This window comes from Fusibacter paucivorans, assembly GCF_018390735.1.
In the GTDB taxonomy this organism is placed as follows: domain Bacteria; phylum Bacillota; class Clostridia; order Peptostreptococcales; family Acidaminobacteraceae; genus Fusibacter; species Fusibacter paucivorans.
In genome coordinates this window covers 1-19,259 of the sequence record NZ_JAHBCL010000040.1, presented here as the reverse complement: position 1 = coordinate 19,259, position 19,259 = coordinate 1, and the positions used below count along the sequence as shown (strand labels likewise).

Genomic DNA, 19,259 nt, shown 5'->3' with positions numbered 1-19,259 from the left:
CATTTGGCATCCCTCTTGCTTTATAGAAGTACATCAACACATGACGTCTAAAAGACGGTTAAAAAGGAAATACGGTGCCAATGATATGAAGGGCAAAGCGCTGTTTTCTTGTGAATGCGTTTTGCTTTTTTATTGCATGATCACACGAGGAGGATAGTAACCATGAAATGTGTACCTGTTCAAGATGCTATCGGCATGGTCCTATGCCATGACATTACAGAAATTGTTCCCGGTAAGTTTAAGGGCGCATCCTTTAAGAAAGGACATGTCATCGCAGCCGATGACGTCTCCAAACTCCTGACACTCGGCAAAGAACACATTTATATATGGGAGCTTGATCATAACCATTATCATGAAGATGAAGCTGCCATCAAAATTGCAAACGCCATTGCAGGAAGCGGCATCTGTTTAACAGAACCCTCGGAAGGGAAAGTCACCCTTCGTGCAAAAACAGACGGGCTGCTGCGGATTAATGTCAATGCACTCTACAACATGAACAGTATTGACGAAATTGCCATTGCAAGTTTACAGACGCATCAAAGGGTTGCCAAAAACCAGATCATTGCAGGGTGCCGTGTTGTACCGCTCATCATCGACAGCAAAAAAATCGACCGCGTCGAAAAAATTGCGGGATTTATGGCACCGGTCTTTGAAATCGTTCCGTTTCAACAAAAGAAGTTTGGCATTGTCACAACGGGCAGCGAGGTCTTTCACGGCCGCATCCAAGATAAATTCGGCCCGGTTGTCAAAGCAAAAATAGAGCAGTACGGCAGCGAAGTCCTGCGTCAGGTCATCGTCGATGACAAGCCGCAAATGATTGCCGATGCCATTATGACACTGATTGACGATGGTGCAGAAATCATTGTCACCACAGGCGGCATGTCTGTCGATCCAGACGACGTCACGCCAACCGGCATTAAAATGACAGGCGGCAGTGTCGTCACATACGGCGCACCGGTTCTGCCGGGTTCTATGTTTATGCTCGCACATATCAATGAGGTTCCCGTCATGGGATTGCCGGGCTGCGTCATGTACCATCGTACTACTATTTTCGATCTCGTCCTGCCGCGAATACTGGCAGGGGAACCGGTGACGAAAAAAGATATTGCCGCATTTGGACACGGCGGCTTATGCCTGCAATGCGAAACATGCGTTTATCCCAACTGCGGCTTCGGAAAAGGTTATTAATGCGCTGACCCATAATGATATCGGTCATTTTATGGGGCAGCCATCATTGTTATAGATTGGTTTACCACTTCAAATAGGGTTATCATGCCTTTGCCGCTTAAAATGATTAATATCACCGGAAAAGCGTTTAATAAAATATGAGAAAGAGGAGAAAAAAATGGAGAAGAAAGTACTTATTGTCAACGGCCTGCCTAGGACGATGATTGTCGATCCAAATGCAACCCTGGCTTCTGTGCTGCGTGAGCAATTATTGCTTACCGGCTGTAAAGTCGGCTGTAATCAAGGCCAATGCGGAACTTGTTCGATCATTTTAGACGACAAGGTCGTACGCTCTTGTATCGTTAAAATGAAACGCGTTCCAAATGATGCAAAGATTACGACGATTGAAGGCATTGGCACACCGGAAAACCTGCATCCGCTTCAAGTCGCATGGATGGCTTACGGCTGTGCACAATGCGGTTTCTGCAGCCCCGGCTTTATCCTGTCTGCAAAAGTATTGCTACAGGAAAATCCAAGCCCAACGCGCGAAGAAGTCCGCGAATGGTTCCACAAACATCGTAATGCATGCCGCTGTACAGGTTACAAACCGTTAGTTGATGCCGTGATGGCAGCTGCGAAAGTCCTTCGCGGCGAAATGCGCAAAGAAGATTTGCTCTTTAACCCAACCGGCAATAAAATTTACGGTACGACGTATCATCGTCCTTCTGCCATTAGCAAAGTTACGGGAACATGGGATTTTGGTGCAGACGTCGCCTTGCAAATGCCGCCGGATACACTGCGCCTCGCATTGGTGCAGGCAGAAGTTTCACATGCCAACATTCTTGGCATCGATACCGCGGAAGCAGAAAAAATGCCGGGTGTCTTTAAAGTAATCACACATAAAGATGTCGTCGGCAAAAATAGAATCACAGGCCTTATTACATTCCCAACCAATAAAGGGGACGGCTGGGATCGTCCAATTCTATGTGATGAAAAAGTCTTCCAGTTCGGTGATGCTATCGCCATTGTTGCAGCTGATACAGAAGAACATGCAAGAGCCGCTGCCAAAGCCGTTAAAGTTGATCTCGAAGTATTGCCTGCTTACATGAGTGCGCCTGCTGCCATGGCAGACGATGCCATTGAAATTCACCCGGGTACACCAAATGTCTATTTTGAACAGGGCATTGTCAAAGGTGAAGAAACAAAGTCATATTTTGACAGTGCAGCGGCAGTCGTTGAAGTTGATACTTACTGCAGCCGCCAACCGCATTTACCGCTGGAGCCAGACTGCGGCAACGCTTATTTTGATGAAGAAGGGCGCTTGACCATTCACTCAAAATCAATCGCTCTGCATTTACACCATGCAATGATCTGTCCGGGTATTGGCGTAGAACCTGATAAACTCAGACTGGTTGCCAATCCTACAGGTGCTACGTTCGGCTATAAATTCAGCCCGACCAATGAAGCGCTGTTAGGCGTCGCATGTCTTGCAACCGGCAGACCGGTATCCCTTAACTTTGATATGTTCCAAAACATTACCTATACAGGCAAGCGTTCACCGGGCTTTGTCAACTGCCGCCTCGCCGCAGATGAAGACGGCAAACTGCTCGCCATGGAAACGGACTGGACAATCGACCACGGCCCGTATTCAGAATTTGGCGATCTCTTAACACTGAGACAAGCACAGTTCACAGGCGCCGGCTACGATATTCCAAATATCCGCGGCATCGGTCGAACAGTCTGTACAAACCATGCATGGGGCTCTGCTTTCAGGGGCTACGGTTCGCCGCAAGCATTCCTCGCATCGGAAATCGCCATGGATGAACTCGCTGAAAAACTCAATATGGATCCGCTTGAACTGCGTTATAAAAACATTTACCGACCAGGTGCAACAACGCCTACACAGCAAGTACCTGAAGTCTTCTGCTTTGAAGAAATGATTGATACACTCAGACCGCTTTACGCTGATGCGAAGAAGCGATGTGCTGAGTTTAACGAAGACGGCAAGAAACGCGGCGTCGGTATCGCATTGGGCATTTACGGCTGCGGTCTTGACGGCCCTGACAGCTCAGAAGCTTGGGTTGAACTTACAGCCGACAACAAAGTCATCGTCGCATCTTCATGGCAAGACCACGGTCAAGGCGCCGATCTCGGTACGCTTACACACGCACATGAAACCTTGAGACATGCAGGCTACCGTCCGGAAGACATTAAACTCCTGATGAACGATATGGCCTTTACACCTGCCAGCGGACCATCAGGCGGCAGTCGTCAAAATGTCGTCACCGGCAATGCCATTCGCGTTGCCTGCGAAATGCTGTTAAATGCAATGCGTAAATCTGGCACACTGGAAAAAGGTGAATACCGCACTTATGAAGAAATGGTTGCTGAAAATATTCCGCTGCGCTACGACGGCAAATGGGCTGCTTCAATGTGTACGGACTGTGATCCTGAAACGGGCAAGGGCGATCCATTCTCCAACTATATGTATGAACTCTTTATGCCGGAAGTAGAAGTTGACCTCGCAACCGGTAAAGTGAAAGTCGTGAAATTTACGACGGTTGCCGATGTTGGTACCATCACGAATAAAACGACTTGTGACGGTCAAATTTACGGCGGCTTGGCACAGGGGATCGGCCTCGCGCTGACTGAGGACTTTGAAGACCTCAACAAGCATACGACGCTGGCAAAATGCGGCCTGCCTTATATCCACGATATTCCGGACGATATGGAAATCATCTACAATATTTCACCGCGTCCAAATGGCCCTTACGGCGCTTCTGGTACCGGCGAAGGCCCGTTGACTGCACCGCATCCGGCAATACTCAATGCGATTTACAATGCATGCGGCGTCAGATTATATGCAATTCCTGCACTGCCTGAAAAAGTCAAAGCAGGGCTGGATGCATTAAATAAGTAATATCCCAACAAATTGATAGATTGGTAGCAACATGGACAGTTAATGATTTATAAATGCTCATATTGACGCTTTTATGCAGAAATGCGCATCGTGCCCTATAAGTCAACTTGTTCAACCGTCCTGAGCTGTTTTTACAGCTCAGGACATCCCAATTTAACGATCAACTTCTACGAGCCGCCCTAACGAAACGCAATAATGAAGTGATCGTCATTGCTGAAATCTTCTGTATAGCACATGAGGCATTGCATACTGGTGTTTACAGCAGTAACGAAATGCCTGCAAATAGAGAAAGGGATTAATGTCTAATGATGAATCAGCAAGAACTGAGAGCACGTGAAAGTCTATGCACACAGGAACATCCACCTAAGTGTGCTGCCCGATGTCCCGTTCACGTCGATGTACGCACCATGATTTCATCCATACAAAAAGGGGATATCGCAGCAGCGATGAAGGTTTACCAAAAGGCCATTGCCTTTCCAAATATCGTCAGCCATTTATGTGATGCGCCCTGTCAGTCAGCCTGTGTGCGCACTGACATTGACGAAGGAATCCATATTCAGCAACTCGAAAAATATATGGCACAAGCCATGGTTGACAAAGCGCGCGGCAAGAGCCTTAAACCACCGAGCAAAGGCAAGTCTGTCGCCGTCATCGGCAGTGGTCTAAGCGGCTTGACGGCTACAAAACTGCTTGGATCAAAAGGGTATCGCATTACCATTTTCGAACGCGAAGAGGCCATTGGCGGCCGCTTGCGCGCTTATGATGAATTGATTTTGCCAAAAACAATGCTTTTAAAAGATCTGGAATCACTTGCCATTTATGATATCACCATCAAGACGCAGACAACTGTCAACCCGTCGATGTGGTCTGAGATTATCAGCACATTTGATGCCGTTTATCTCGATATTTCGAAGGACGCCTTTGAAGCGTGTGTCGGAGCACCTTTTGAGGCCTTCACAATTGATGCCGCAACACTTTCCTTAAACGCCACTATTTCCGTTTCAGCGGTTGAAACCGTTTCAGCCGAGCTGTATGACAATGTCTTTGCAGGGGGAAGTCTTTACAGAAATGGCGATAAGACAGCCATTGTCGATTGCGTCTCAGACGGCAAAATGGTTACCAATACCATTGACCGATATTTGCAGAACGTATCGCTAACAGCCAATCGAACAGGTGAGGGGCCTATTGAAACACAGCTTTACACAGATCTTGAGGATCTCATTCCGGAAGCTGCCATCACACCTGCGAATTTTGAAAACGGCTATACGGCAAATGAAGCTCAGGCAGAGGCAGCACGCTGTCTTTTATGCGAATGCTTGGCCTGTGTGAAAAATTGCGTCTACATGCAGCATTACAAGAGCTATCCAAAACGCTATTTCAGAGAAATATACAATAATTTATCCATCGTCATGGGCATTCACCATGCCAATAAGATGATCAATACCTGCAGTCTCTGCGGCTTATGTGAAACCATTTGTCCAAATGATGCCAGCATGCGCGATGTCGTATTGGAAGCGCGTCAGCAGATGGTATCAAACGATAAAATGCCGCCGTCGGCACACGATTTTGCGCTGCGCGATATGGCGTTCAGCACAGGCGATCAATTTGCACTTTTCAAGCGTCAACAAGGATTTGAACGCGTCTCGCACGTCTTCTTTCCCGGCTGTCAGCTCAGCGGTTCATCGCCGGAACACATTTTGACTGTATACCCGTGGCTTTGCGATCATATTGAAACAGGAGTCGGCCTTATGCTGGACTGCTGCGGTGCGCCTGCACTTTGGGCCGGTCGTGAATCGCTCTTCAGTGAACAGATGGATGCCATTCGTTCGCGCTGGGATGAAGAGGGAAGACCAGTTTTTATTACCGCATGTCCAAGCTGTATGGCGATGTTTAAAGAGGCTATTCCTGAAATGACAGTGGTCATGCTTTATGAAGTTCTTGCAGCAGGCGAACTGCCAAGTAAAGCGTCAAAGAAGGTCCCGCAGACATTTGCCATTCACGACAGCTGCAGCACGCGGCATGAAACAGCACTGCAAAATGCGGTTCGAAAACTCGCATCAGATCAGGGTCATACCATCAGCGAACTGAAATTCAGCCGTGATAAAACCAAGTGCTGCGGCTTTGGCGGCTTGATGATGTTTGCCGATAAGACCATTGCAAATGCCGTTATTGCAGACCGTGCAGCAGAAAGTCCGGAAGCCTATATTACGTACTGCGCCATGTGCCGTGATAACTTTTTAGGCCAGTCGAAGCCGACATATCATATTCTCGATATTCTGTTCGGCGACGCCGCTGATGATTTGACACGCTTAAAACCGCCTGATTTTTCAATGCGTCATGAAAACCGAGCGAAATTAAAGCGAAAGGTCTTGTCCGAATTCTGGGGAGAATGCGTTGACGAACCTTTGCCAAAGGTTGCATTTACCCTTGCAGAAGGTGTGCGCGATCTCATGGCAGAGCGCAATATTCTGCTGGAAGACATTGAAATGGTGCTCGCACATGTCAAGATGACCGGCAATAAAATTTGGCATGCGCAGTCAGGGCTCTTTATGGCTTATTACCAGCCAAGTGCCGTTACCTATTGGGTTGCATTCGAAGAAACGGCATCTGGCTATCATATCAAAAATGCTTACAGTCATCGACTGACGATTGAAATCTAACCAGCTTTAGCATCGCAATCGAAAGCAATGAAGAAAGGCGTAAATTATGTATGCATATCAAACATCCGATCAATCTGAGGTCACCTGTGTGAAATGCGGTGAAAAAATGACTTATGGGGAAGTCAAGCTGTCATACCTCGGCAGCACCTTTCCGGTTTCACTCAATAAATGTGACCACTGCGGCATCGTCTATATTCCAGAGGACTTGGCGCTTGGCAAAATGGCACAGGTCGAGCGGACACTGGAGGATAAATAATGGGGTATAAGGGCTGCAGTATTTATGAAACATTGGCAACACTTGACATCTGCAACGCCATCTTCCGTCCCGGTGGACTGGCGTTGACAGATGAAATGCTGAAAAGCGCATCGCTGTCAAAATGTGCGGCCATATTGGATCTCGGTTGTGGCGTGGGAACAACCGTCAATCATATGATCTCGCAATACGGCTATCGGGCTGTCGGCATTGATGCCTCAGAAAAAATGATCGAAAAAGGAAGGGCAAAGTATGCCAACTGTCAACTCGATATTGGGTCGGCAGAGGCGCTCCCATACGGTGATGGTCAATTCGACGCCGTTATCACAGAATGCGCCTTGTCGACTTTTGAAAATTTTGAAGGCGTCTTAAGAGAAATTATGCGTATTTTAAGACCCGGCGGCAGCATACTTCTGTCCGATATATACGCCAAATCCGAAGTGCCGTCTACAGCATTAAAAAATGGACTCCCATCGATGTCAGACATTGAACAAACGGTAAAATCACACGGCTTTACGGTTACGGCACATAAGGACTGTTCACATCTTTGGCGACAGTACATCGCTGAATTCATCTGGCAGGCACCTGCTGCGGTATACAGTGAATTTCTTTGCAGCATCCAGACATTTAAGCCTGGCTATTTCTATTTAATCGCTGAAAAATAACGGAGGTTTTACATGAACGTAAATGAAGAGATGATCCAAATCATGACCTATACGCAACAGGGGTTCTGCTGCAGCCAGACGCTGTTAATGATGGGGTTGGATGCCATGGGCCATGAAAACCGGGAACTAATCAGAGCCATGGGGGGACTGTGCGGCGGCATCGCCAATGCCGGCAAAGCATGCGGTGCGCTTTCAGGCGGTGCTTGTCTTCTATCGCTTTATGTCGGCAGAGGCAGCGAGGATGAAATGGAGATTATGTTTGGCAGGCGCATGCTGGATGAACTTGTAAGATGGTTCGACGATGTCTATGGCAGCCAGTACGGCGGTACCACCTGCATGGATCTTTTGGAGGGCAATCCGGCTAATCGCATTCAGCGATGCCCGGATATCATCAACGCCGTTTATGAACAGGTTTGTGATATTTTGGCCAGTTATGGCTATAGTATCGAATCAGAAAGAGAGGCAATGCTATGAAAACACTTTGGCATGAAATGAATCGCAGGCTCTTAGACAATGAAGATTTTATTTTAGCAACCATTGTCGCCTCGCACGGCTCGTCACCGCGCTCAGAAGGGGCGCACATGCTTATTGCACCTGATTTAAGCATCTGGGGTACCATCGGCGGCGGCAAACTCGAAGCGGAGGCCATTCAAAAATCAAGGGATGTCTTCGACGCTAAAGCTTCCTGCATTCACGCATTCTTTTTAACGGGCGAAGAAGCCGCCAGCACACAGATGATCTGCGGCGGTGAGGGGGAAATCGTACTCGACTACTATGACAGCCAAAACAATGAACAGCGGCAAATCTTTTCCGCACTGATTCAAAATCTCGAAAACGGTCAGAAGGCATGGCTGATTACGGGAATCATGGCGAACGGCAGACGTCAGCAATGTCTCGTCAACGCCTCTAAAGAAGTCGTCGGCACCTTTGACTGCGAACCTGCCTTTTATCAAAAAATGGTTGACGGCCCTGCGAAACTGTCCATCCATTCAGATGTCCTCGATGAAATGCGCATCTTTATTGAACCGATTATCAAGGGGAGCGAACTCTTTATCTTCGGTGCCGGCCATGTTTCACACAAGCTCGCACCCATTGCAGAATCGGTAGATTTTCATACCACCATTATTGACGATCGCATTGATTTTGCCAATGTTCAGCGTTTTCCAAATTCACAGATCGTCCTTGTCCCGTCTCTTGAAGCGCCGATGCCTTCGCTTGGCATTGACGAGGACAGCTACATTGTCATTGTAACGCGCGGCCATATGCATGACGGCATCATTTTGGAACAAATGCTTTCAAAGGAATTGGCTTATATAGGCATGATTGGCAGCAAGCGAAAGCGCGATCTGCTATATAAGGAAATTCTATCGAAAGGTGTTTTCACAGAAGAGGATCTTGCACGCGTGTTCAGTCCTATCGGCATTGCGATCAAGGCCGAATCGCCTGAGGAAATTGCCATCAGCATTGTCGCAGAGCTCATTCGCGTCAGAGCAGAGCGCCATGTGTCACCGTAATCCTCAAAATCCCAGTCAACACGTCGTCGGCATTATACTCGCCGCCGGACAGGCATCCAGAATGGGAGATGTAAAGCCGATCATGCCGCTGGACGGCGTCTCATCGCTGGAGCGACTGATAAATGCCTATCGCGCTGCTGGGATTACAGATATCAGAATCGTCTTAGGCTATCATGCCACTGCAATCACTGCATTTTTAGAGGCGCATTCGCTGAATAAAGAGGTACGTATCGTCATAAATGAAGAACCGTCTCGCGGTATGTTTTCATCTGTTCAAACCGCTTTTAAGACTTTTGACAGCACGGTAACAGGCGCTTTTATCATTCCGGCTGATATCCCGCTGGTCAAAACTGAAACCATTCAATACCTCTTGGAAGAAGCCATGCAAAATCCAACTGATTTGCTGCTGCCAACCTTCGCAGGCCAGCGCGGGCATCCGCCTTGGATACCTTCGTCATACTTTCAGGCCATTTGTGAAGCACCTACTGAACGCAGTACGCTGAGGGATATTTTTAATGAAAAAGTGCTCGAAATACCCTGTGCTGACAGCGGAATCCTCATGGATATGGATACGCCGGAAAACTACACGGCGCTTTGCGAATTTGCAGGCATTCGCGATTATCCAACACTGGAAGAGTGCCATGCAATCTGGTCACTGCTTCACGTACCGGAACCCGTGCGCAAGCACAGTACAGAAGTTGCACAAATTGCTTTGACCATAGGCAGACTCATAAATCACAAGACGCATCTTTCGCTGAATTTAGATAAATTATGCGCCGCAGCAATGCTTCACGATATCATGAAGGGCAGTGCGGATCATGCTAAAGCCGGTGCAGAAGTGGTCACAAAATTCGGTTATGTGGGTATCGCCGATGCAATTGGAAAACATATGAAATTCCACATTGCAAATGCACCTGAGATGATTGATCTCGACATTGCAGCAATTCTTTACTTAAGCGACAAACTTTGTATGGAAGATGTCTGCATTTCATTGTCGCTGCACTGCCAAAGCGCTATGGCGCGTTACCCGGAAGCCGCTGCCCGCTTTATCAAAGAACGCTTTCAGACGGCGGCACTTTTGCAAAGGACAATCGAAGCGCTGACGCAAATCGAATCACTTGATGCCTATTTATCACGACGTTCTGTTTAAGTTATTTAGCCATCATATAACCGGTTTTACCATTGTAAACAACCGCAGCACCAGATCTTTATCAACTATGGAAGGGGAAAGAAATGTCAATGAAAATACTAAATCAGACAGAAAGTGTTTGTCCCATCTGCCTTGAACCAATAAAGGCAAATCTGTGCCAATACGAAGATGGTATTTATCTGGAAAAGGTCTGTTTACAGCATGGTGAATTCTGTACGAAAGTTTGGACGGAAACGCCTTCTTTAGAAACATGGCTTTCAGAGCGATCATTGGCACCTTATGATGCAGACGGCGCCCGTGAAGCGGACTGTCCCAACGGCTGCGGCATCTGCGATCACCATCAGCAAAATACTTGCTGCGTCCTACTGGAAGTTACGTCCCGATGCAATTTAAAATGTCCTATTTGTTTTGCAAGTGCTGCGGAAAGCCATACCGTTGACCCAAGTCTGCATACCATTGAAGCATGGTATGACATGCTCGTCAAACGCGGCGGTCCCTTTAACATACAACTGTCCGGCGGTGAACCGTCACTGCGGGATGATTTACCTGCCATTATCGAGCTCGGGAAACAAAAGGGCTTTCATTTCTTCCAGCTCAATACAAACGGTATCCGAATCGCCGAAGATGAAACCTATTTAAAAGCCTTGGCAGATGCTGGCTTAAGCTGTGCATTTCTTCAATTTGACGGCCTGACAGCCAATACACATGAAATGTTGAGAGGCAAGGATTTAATCGCATTAAAACAAAAGGCCATTGAGCAGTGTGGCAAATACAATATCGGCGTCGTCTTGGTGCCAACCATTGTTCGAGGCGTCAATGACAGTGAGATCGGCGATATTATCCGCTTTGCCGTTTCAAAAATGCCAGTTGTACGCGGCGTTCACTTTCAACCCGTCAGTTATTTTGGACGCTATCCTGAGCATTTGAGAGCCGACTATTTCACCTTGTCAGAAGTGATGACGCAAATTGATAAACAAACAGACGGACAATTGTCACTCGATCATTTTATCCCGCCGTCAAGCGAACACCCCATGTGCTCTTTTAATGCAAAGTTTATGAAAACCAAAGACGGCAGTTTAAAGCCTATGACCACCTTTGGCAAGTCAAAGGCGAGCTGTTGCTGTTCTTCAGAAAATGCTGCCGCACAGGCCAGAGATTTTGTCGCAAGGCAATGGGCGGCACCGAAGACGGCTGTTCCGGTATTTCAAATGGCCACGACAAACGGACCGGACTTGACAAGCCTGGATGCCTTCTTGGAAGACGCCAAACAAATAATCACCATCTCCGGCATGGCTTTTCAGGACGCGTGGACATTGGATTTAGACCGTTTGCATTATTGTCATATCCATGTGGTATCGCCATCAGGCGATCTCGTACCGTTTTGTGCCTATAATCTCACATCGAAAAGCGGTGAGACACTGCATCGTCTGGGATAGCCTATTGATACCGTTGATCCTGCTGATATTCCCGCATATAAGATAGGCAGCAGCAAACATCCGTCATAGCCCGCTATCAGCAAACGTGGCAATGCTTACAATGACGGAAAGCTGCTAATAAGAAAGATAAAGGTAAGGATAAAGAAAGGTAAAGATATGTGCGCTGTAAAAAATACAGTTGATCCATGGGTCGCAAGGCGTCTAGGCTTGACTAAAACACAGTCTATCGCCAGTGATATTCGACTGAACAACTGTCTTTCAAATAATGACAATCCTATATTGGAAAGGGATGAGCGCTTTTATGCTCATTTAGATGCCCTCAGAGAGAAGCAACTGCATTACGCTGTACAGCGAAGTACTTATTATGCCGCATCGGGCTATCACCAATTTAGTACGGTCAACTGGCAGGACATGCCGCTGATTTCTCAAGAAGTCCTGCGTAACCAACATCTACAGATGGTCTGTACATCAAGCAGCAATATCGACCGCATTGTGACACTTATGTCTTCAGGCACAACTGGTGATCCCAAACGGGTTTATTTCACACGATCAGATCAGTCCGATACCATTCAGTATTTTAAAGTCGGCATGGACAGTTTCACTGCACCCGGCGACAAAGTTGTGATTTGGCTGCCAAACAGCCGTCCGGGCAGTATTAGCGAACTGTTGTCAGAAGCATTAAAACTTGGCGGCAAGCAACCAAAATGCTATGGCGTTATGAATCATTTATCATCTGCTTATAAACAATTGATCGAAGAGAAGCCCGATGTTATCGTCGGCATTCCCATTCAGACACTTGCCCTTGCTAAATACGCCGAAGTCATGGGAACACCGATCCGCGTCAAGAGTGTACTGCTCAGTACTGATGCCATTTCAGATACCGTTGTCAAAACACTGGAAAAACTATGGCACTGCAAGGTTTATCGGTATTTTGGCATGACGGAAATGGGGTATGGTGGCGGTATCGAATGTGAAGTGCACAATGGTTATCATCTTTATGAATCAGATTTTTATATAGAGATTATCAATCCTGAAACAGGGCAAGTCGTGCCTGACGGTACATGGGGTGAAATGGTCATTACGACGCTAAGGCGTCACGGCATGCCGCTCATTCGTTATTGCACCGGTGATGTAACACGCATTATTCCCGAAAAATGCAGCTGCGGATCAAATTTAAAGCGCATTGACAGAATTCATCATCGCGTCAAGGATCCCATTGAACTTTTGCCGAACCAATTGCTGACGAGAAGCGAACTGGATGACCATTTACTGGCCTTGCCGTCATTGCTGGACTATTCCGTTCAATACATTCCGAATGAAAAAGAAAAGCGACTCATTATAACCATTTATTATTTTGGCGATACAATACATCAAGAAAATGTTTTAGAACGACTGCATCAGATAAAACAGGTCTACGATGCAGTTCGCTCCGGACAATGGACACTCGAAATTATTTTAGAAGAAATGTTGCCGTCGTCTTGTCCATCACCAATGAAAAGAACCATTCGCACATCAAAATGACAGGAGGACAATCCAACTATGAAAACCATCTATCTATTACGTCATGGCAAACCCGTTTTGCCGGATACGCAAAGACGTTTTATTGGTCAGTCAAATTTGCCAATCAGTGCTGAAGGGCTCCGACAAGCAAATGCTATTGGCAAGATGCTGAATCGCAAAAAGATTGAAGCAATTTATTGCAGCGACCTCTCAAGAGCCTATGATACAGCACAGTGTATTGCCATGCATCGCGATATTGCCATTAATCAGCATGCAGCTTTAAGAGAAATAAATTTAGGTAATTGGGAAGGTTTAACTTTTGCCGAAGTAGCCTCTTATTACCCGGAAGAATTCAAGGCCAGAGGGCAGGATATCGGCTATTTCAAGCCTCCTAACGGTGAAAGTTTTATGGATTTAAAAGCACGTGTTTCGGATATCTTTCATCACATTTTAACAAGTGAACACGATAAAATTGCAATTGTTGGACACGCAGGCGTCAATCGCATTATCCTGTGCGATTTATTAAAAATGCCATTGACCAGTCTCTTTAAGATTACACAAGACTATGGTGGAATCAATGTATTGGTCGGCTCCGAATCAGATTTGCGCGTCAAATGTCTTAATTTGAAAGTCGCTGTTCCAAAAGAAGCAGCCGCTTCAAAATAATAGCTTTATAAAAGTAAGCTTTAAAGTAGTCAATTTCAAAATAATCTTTTAACCTTTTAACTATCATCATCACCATTAACCGTTAACACATGCATTTTAAATCAACAGAAGGGAGGACATTATGCAAAACGAAAAAGTTATTTGTCCAAATTGCGGGAAAGAAATCGCCAATGGGGTTATTTACAAATGTGTTCGATGCTTTACAGAGTATTGTGTCGAATGCGACAACACGCGCGGCGGCAAATCCTGTCCAAAATGCGGTATGGGGCCAAGACTCATTTTAAATCAGAAAAAAGCTTAAATGCTTCATTTTTAACCATTTATCAATCACGATTCATTATTAACCATTAATGATTTAACGATTCATTCTTTAACGACTCATTATTAAACGATCCATTATTAAGGAGGTATATTATGACAAACCCAGAATTGGCACCAGAAGTCATCGAGGCAGAACAAGTTACCATTGAAATCATTGACAAGACAACCGGTAGAGCGTATAAACGTGAAGTCCCGCTGTCTTATAAAGAAAATGACAACGGCATTATTCTAATCGGCGAAAATGCAGAGGGTCAAACATCTGAAATCGTTTTCCTGTCAAGTATTGCATTGTCTAAACTAAAGGATCTTATGGGGAAAGGGCCTGATCAGTCTGATTGCGATGACCACGACCATCATCACGATCACGACCATGAGCATGATCACGGCGTCGAACTGGATCTCGATTTTAGCATGCAATCTTTATAAACCCTTCTTAGATCAAAATAAGCACAAAGAAAAACCACGCGTTTTATGCCGAAACGCGTGGTTTTTCACATTTATACTTCTGATGCATTCTTAAGGATCTGCTTAAAGCAATATTGTTAAGAGCGCATTTTCAAATTCAATTATTTACATTTTCCGAAAAACACCTTTTACTTTGCCTAATATCTCGACATGGTCTGTATAAATTGGCTCTAGGGCACTGTTTTCAGGTTGCAGTCTAAAGCGACTGGTCTCTTTATAATAGGTCTTAACCGTGGCGGAATCATCAATCATGGCGACGACGATATCACCATTGACAGCATCTTGCTGCTGACGTACCAGCACGAGATCTCGATCAAAAATACCGGCTTCGATCATACTGTCTCCTTTAACTTTCAGCATGAAATAATCGCCTTCATCAACATAATCTGTTGGAATAGGGAATGTGCCCTCGAAATCTTCAACGGCCAGAATGGGCTGCCCAGCTGTAATTTCCCCAATAATCGGGATAAACTGCGTATCGCGCGCAAACTGTTCGACATTGGATGTCGGCGCATGTGTTTCCATATCAAAGATCTCTATCGCACGCGGTTTCGTAGGATCGCGACGTATGTATCCAAGTTCTTCGAGACGTGTCAAATGCGCATGAACCGTCGAAGTGGACTTAAGGCCGACAGCCAGACAAATCTCCCTGACAGAAGGTGGGTAACCCTTTGAAGTGACTTCGCGCTTTAAGAAATCCAGAATTTGCTGCTGTTTTTTTGATATTTTATCTTTCATGGAAACACTCCCTTGTCATTCATTTTTCTAGATTATACCATACGCTCAAAAAATAATCAAACATTAGTTCGATTTTTTGCTTTACAAAGAACATCTGTTCGTATATAATGTAACTACAGAACAAATGTTTGGCTAATCTTTTTATACATACAATATCTCTTACCATTTTGAGCTGCGCAATCAATAAAGGAGGCGCTATAATGTCACAGATTATTCCAAATATTACTTACGATCACCACTTTCAAAAAACAAAAAAGAGAAGACGCAGACTTGTGGTCGTTAATAAAACACGTTTCGTCATCGTCTCGCTGATCTTCCTCATTTTCGTCAGCATCCTCATTACAGCTTTAACCGGCTCTTTTATGTCAGAAGCTTCTACAGATGTTTCCTATTTGTCTTATACTGTAGAGCGAGGTGACACACTATGGGATATTGCCAAACACTTTAACTACTTAGACCGCGACATCCGTGAAGTCGTTTACGATATCAGACAGCATAACCAAATGGATAACAGCAATCTCATGCCTGGCGAAGTGATTGAAATTCCAGTTTCAAGCCGCCTTAACAACTAGACAGTGCGGCAATCGCTCACTTCAAAACAACACACGACACAAATGTGCATTCTTTTTAGATATGCAGTGATATATCTTTAAAGCAAAAAGAGCTCGTAAAGGGTTCTTTTTTGTTTTTTGAAATAGTACTTATCACTGATGGCCGAAAAGTTGACACAGTGCGTGTATCTGTTCGGAAATGCAGTGTTACAGCGCTTTTTGATAGGTTATAATCATAAAATCTGATAGAATCATATTGATAAGGAAATTGCATAAAAGGCTTTGGCTGATCCTTTATCACAATTGGCTTATTGCTTCATCAGCAATATGAATAAAAACGGAGGGCTTAAAATGATCTACTTAGATACCAATTCCATTAACCCCTATTATAATTTGGCTTTTGAAGAATTTGTGCTTCTAACGCGTTTGGATGGGGAAACTTTTAACCGCTAATCCATTGGCGATGATAATCTTCAAAAATACAAGCAATGAACCCATGCGTTCATTGCTTGTTTTTACAATTAATCAAATTTTCAAATTAAAATGCCATGTCTCTATTGGCGTTTGCTTTGTATTCCCTGAATAATATTGAAAACATATTTCTCGATCTATTGAGGCTAAATCAACTTCATAAATGTCAATAATGCCTGTGAAATCATTACCGGTTACTTCTGAGGTTTCAAAGGTACTTGTATCATTATTTAATTGGAACTGAGTCATCACAAATTTAGCGTCAGGTTCAGTGACATTTCCATCAAAATAATCAATATGTTGATGACAGATATACAATTCTGATGCTTGAGAAATGTCAAAATCGTATTCTTTATAAGTCTCACCGACGGGCATGCTAAAATGGTGAAGCTCATAAATATCATTTTTTTTAATGAGTATTCCTAGCCAGTGTTCATTCATTTCATAGCTCATTTTAAATTGATTAACAAATTCGTCTGAATAAAGCTTGGTATTTTCATCAAATGTGGTAATTATATTCAAAGATTCGCCTATTTGCTTTTTTTTATTGCCATCACTTTCATTTATAAAAAGAAATAGAAGGACACTGACAAAAGTAATGATGATTAAACCCTTTAAAAACTTAGTAAACATAAGTATCGCTCCAATACATGCCATAAAATGGATCATAGAGATAAGAGCCATTAGATTGCGCCGAAGGTGAAACGGATCACTTGATGCTATAAGCATTAAGTAATTAGATTGCGACAACAGTCGCTTAACTTCTTTTGTAAACATTGTAAGATAATATTCAAATGATGGTAATAGACATTTCTGTCTGGTTTATGCAAAAAATGCAGGTTCCTTTAGTGTACGCCTGATAATCAATGGAAAAATTAAGGGTGAGCCGTTAGTAAAAGACACGTAAAAGAGCCCCTTGAGGGGCTAGTCTAATTAAATCTGCAGTTCGAAGACGATTGCGTGGCGCTTGAGACAGGAGAGGTAACGTGCCCTTACAGAGGTGCGCATACGTCCCGTTTTGCGAGTGGTCATGATTTCTTTTATCTTTTTCTCTTAATTTTCCTAATTCTAAATGATTTTAGTCATGGGATGATCCAGCACCGTATATGCCGGCAGTGTCTCACCGTAAATTTTCAGTTTGTTCATTACCCTGCGCTTTAATTGAAAGGGATCCGCATCGGAATCGGGAAAATGCTGGATAAACATATGCTTGGGTTTTATGGTTTCCTGTACAAGGGCTCTGCCTTCAGGGTGCAGCAAATGATGACCATTGTAAAAGAGATAATCCACTGCCGAATCGGATTGATTCGGCGTTTATCTTTGCCATACTGCGCAAAAGACACCAAAATAATGAATACACTTGACATGCCGTTAATGAAAACGCTATGCTTATTAAAAGAATATTATCGTGTTTTTAAGCGCTTTTGGTATGCTTAAACACGAATAAACGCAGGTAAAAGCATTTAAAAGTATTAAAAAGTATTAAAAAAGCATTTTAAAAAAACATCTGAAAGTATTTGAAATCGTTTTAAAGTTTATTAAAAGGAGCCATGACGATGACAACATTTATTCAGCTCAACACCGAAAATATCGAAAGGGAACATATCTGCTGCGCTTTTTCAGATAAGAAGTGTACAGATGGCTATGCGCAAAAAAAGCAATGGTTAAAATCTGAATTCGAAAACGGATATGTCTTTTATCACTTAGACGAGCGTGCAAAGGTTTTTATCGAATACGGTCCCATTGAGAAGGCTTGGCTGCCAATCGAAGGGGAGAACTTTCTCAATATCAATTGTTTCTGGGTTTCAGGAAAATATAAAAAACAGGGTTATGCCAAACAATTGCTTCAAAAGGCCATTGATGATGCTGTTAGCTCAGGAAAATCGGGCCTTGTCACTGTCGTTGGCAAGAAAAAATATCACTTTATGAGTGAGGGGAAATGGTTCCTTAAAAACGGCTTTGAAATCGTGGATGAAACGGAGAGCGGCTTTGTCTTATTAATGAAACCACTGCAAACAGTCGATCAACTGCCGCAATTTAAACCACAGGTCAAAACGAATATAGCCGCTGAAACCACTGATTTCAGCGTTTATTATTCAGATCGTTGCCCATTCACCAAATACCATGTCGAAACGGTTTTAAAAGAAACGTTGTCAGACAAATCATTTTCCTGTAGCTTTCATCATCTCACAACACTGGAAGCCGCACAGGCATCGCCAACACCGGCTACTATTTTCAGCCTGTTTTACAAAGGCAAGTTTTTAACAACGGATCTAAGTGTGTGCAGTCAAAGCAAATTTGAAAAGCTGTGTGAACAGCAGGGGATACGGTAGGTTATGCCATGAAATAACAAAAACACAATATGCCTTACGGTTTTAAAGCCCAATGGCAAACTGCTGGTATTTGACAAGTATAATGAAGACCCCATTTCTGTTCTTTGGCAACTATTAGGAAAATCCATCTTTTGCAGTGATGCACGTTAATGTACATTTGTTATAATGTGCATTTTTTATTTATGAAAACAGCGATTAAATAAACAGTAGGATTTATGTACATAATTGTTCAGAGCTGTAATAATTTGTTATAATTAAGTGTACATATATAGGAATTATTCCCGAAATGATTCGGCAATATGGGAGTTATATGAAATCATTTATTTAGGGAGACCAGCTATGAAAAGTCAAGACTAAAATAACCGGAAATTCACTTTAATCAGTAGGTCTAAAAAAGGGCAACTTTAATAAGACTCCCTAAAAGGCAGTTTTCAAAATCTATCGATATT

18 protein-coding genes are annotated in these 19,259 nt (G+C 44.2%); 15 read left to right on the top strand and 3 right to left on the bottom strand.

Annotated elements, in window-relative coordinates; all coding sequences use genetic code 11:
* Positions 1–162 precede the first annotated feature (162 nt).
* The 13 genes from KHM83_RS17265 (at position 163) to KHM83_RS17205 (ending at position 14,678) form a co-directional block, all read left to right on the top strand.
* Complete coding sequence (locus tag KHM83_RS17265) at positions 163–1,188, top strand: molybdopterin-binding protein (protein ID WP_213238297.1); 1,026 nt, start codon at positions 163–165, stop codon at positions 1,186–1,188.
* A 157-nt stretch (positions 1,189–1,345) separates the two neighbouring features.
* Entirely contained in the window at positions 1,346–4,087 is a 2,742-nt protein-coding gene (locus tag KHM83_RS17260; RefSeq protein ID WP_213238296.1) for a molybdopterin-dependent aldehyde oxidoreductase, read from the top strand.
* Between the two features lie 305 nt (positions 4,088–4,392).
* A complete protein-coding gene (locus KHM83_RS17255) occupies positions 4,393–6,747 on the top strand; it encodes a pyridine nucleotide-disulfide oxidoreductase/dicluster-binding protein (RefSeq protein WP_213238295.1) in 2,355 nt (784 codons plus the stop codon).
* A gap of 46 nt (positions 6,748–6,793) precedes the next feature.
* Complete coding sequence (locus KHM83_RS17250) at positions 6,794–7,003, top strand: DVU_1557 family redox protein (RefSeq protein ID WP_213238294.1); 210 nt, start codon at positions 6,794–6,796, stop codon at positions 7,001–7,003.
* A complete protein-coding gene (gene trsM / locus KHM83_RS17245; RefSeq protein WP_213238293.1) occupies positions 7,003–7,665 on the top strand; it encodes a DVU_1556 family methyltransferase in 663 nt (220 codons plus the stop codon). Before KHM83_RS17250 ends, trsM begins: the two co-directional genes overlap by 1 nt.
* A gap of 12 nt (positions 7,666–7,677) precedes the next feature.
* Positions 7,678–8,139, top strand: coding sequence for a DVU_1555 family C-GCAxxG-C-C protein (locus KHM83_RS17240; protein ID WP_246543172.1), 462 nt, complete (start codon positions 7,678–7,680; stop codon positions 8,137–8,139).
* On the top strand, positions 8,136–9,179 hold the full coding sequence (locus KHM83_RS17235) for an XdhC family aldehyde oxidoreductase maturation factor (protein ID WP_213238292.1): 1,044 nt from the start codon (positions 8,136–8,138) through the stop codon (positions 9,177–9,179). Before KHM83_RS17240 ends, KHM83_RS17235 begins: the two co-directional genes overlap by 4 nt.
* Complete coding sequence (locus KHM83_RS17230; protein WP_213238291.1) at positions 9,166–10,329, top strand: DVU_1551 family NTP transferase; 1,164 nt, start codon at positions 9,166–9,168, stop codon at positions 10,327–10,329. Before KHM83_RS17235 ends, KHM83_RS17230 begins: the two co-directional genes overlap by 14 nt.
* 83 nt (positions 10,330–10,412) lie before the next feature.
* Entirely contained in the window at positions 10,413–11,765 is a 1,353-nt protein-coding gene (gene trsS / locus KHM83_RS17225) for a radical SAM (seleno)protein TrsS (protein WP_213238290.1), read from the top strand.
* Positions 11,766–11,921: 156 nt separating this feature from the next.
* On the top strand, positions 11,922–13,286 hold the full coding sequence (locus KHM83_RS17220) for a DVU_1553 family AMP-dependent CoA ligase (protein ID WP_213238289.1): 1,365 nt from the start codon (positions 11,922–11,924) through the stop codon (positions 13,284–13,286).
* 18 nt (positions 13,287–13,304) lie between these two features.
* Complete coding sequence (gene cobC / locus KHM83_RS17215; protein ID WP_213238288.1) at positions 13,305–13,931, top strand: alpha-ribazole phosphatase; 627 nt, start codon at positions 13,305–13,307, stop codon at positions 13,929–13,931.
* 121 nt (positions 13,932–14,052) lie between these two features.
* Complete coding sequence (locus KHM83_RS17210; protein WP_213238287.1) at positions 14,053–14,232, top strand: hypothetical protein; 180 nt, start codon at positions 14,053–14,055, stop codon at positions 14,230–14,232.
* 113 nt (positions 14,233–14,345) lie between these two features.
* Positions 14,346–14,678 (top strand): hypothetical protein, encoded by a 333-nt coding sequence (locus tag KHM83_RS17205; RefSeq protein WP_213238286.1) that lies wholly within the window; start codon positions 14,346–14,348, stop codon positions 14,676–14,678.
* Between the two features lie 144 nt (positions 14,679–14,822).
* Here KHM83_RS17205 and lexA read toward each other — a convergent pair whose 3' ends face one another.
* Entirely contained in the window at positions 14,823–15,455 is a 633-nt protein-coding gene (gene lexA / locus KHM83_RS17200) for a transcriptional repressor LexA (protein WP_213238285.1), read from the bottom strand.
* A 200-nt stretch (positions 15,456–15,655) separates the two neighbouring features.
* On the opposite strand from lexA, the gene yneA reads away from it, so the two are divergent.
* Entirely contained in the window at positions 15,656–16,027 is a 372-nt protein-coding gene (gene yneA, locus KHM83_RS17195; RefSeq protein WP_213238284.1) for a cell division suppressor protein YneA, read from the top strand.
* A 504-nt stretch (positions 16,028–16,531) separates the two neighbouring features.
* Here the strand turns inward: yneA and KHM83_RS17190 are convergent.
* A complete protein-coding gene (locus KHM83_RS17190; protein ID WP_213238283.1) occupies positions 16,532–17,110 on the bottom strand; it encodes a hypothetical protein in 579 nt (192 codons plus the stop codon).
* Between the two features lie 435 nt (positions 17,111–17,545).
* Positions 17,546–17,767: a hypothetical protein gene (locus KHM83_RS17185; protein WP_213238282.1), complete on the bottom strand. Its 222-nt coding sequence runs from the start codon at positions 17,765–17,767 to the stop codon at positions 17,546–17,548.
* 266 nt (positions 17,768–18,033) lie between these two features.
* On the opposite strand from KHM83_RS17185, the gene KHM83_RS17180 reads away from it, so the two are divergent.
* On the top strand, positions 18,034–18,810 hold the full coding sequence (locus tag KHM83_RS17180; RefSeq protein WP_213238281.1) for a GNAT family N-acetyltransferase: 777 nt from the start codon (positions 18,034–18,036) through the stop codon (positions 18,808–18,810).
* Positions 18,811–19,259 lie beyond the last annotated feature (449 nt).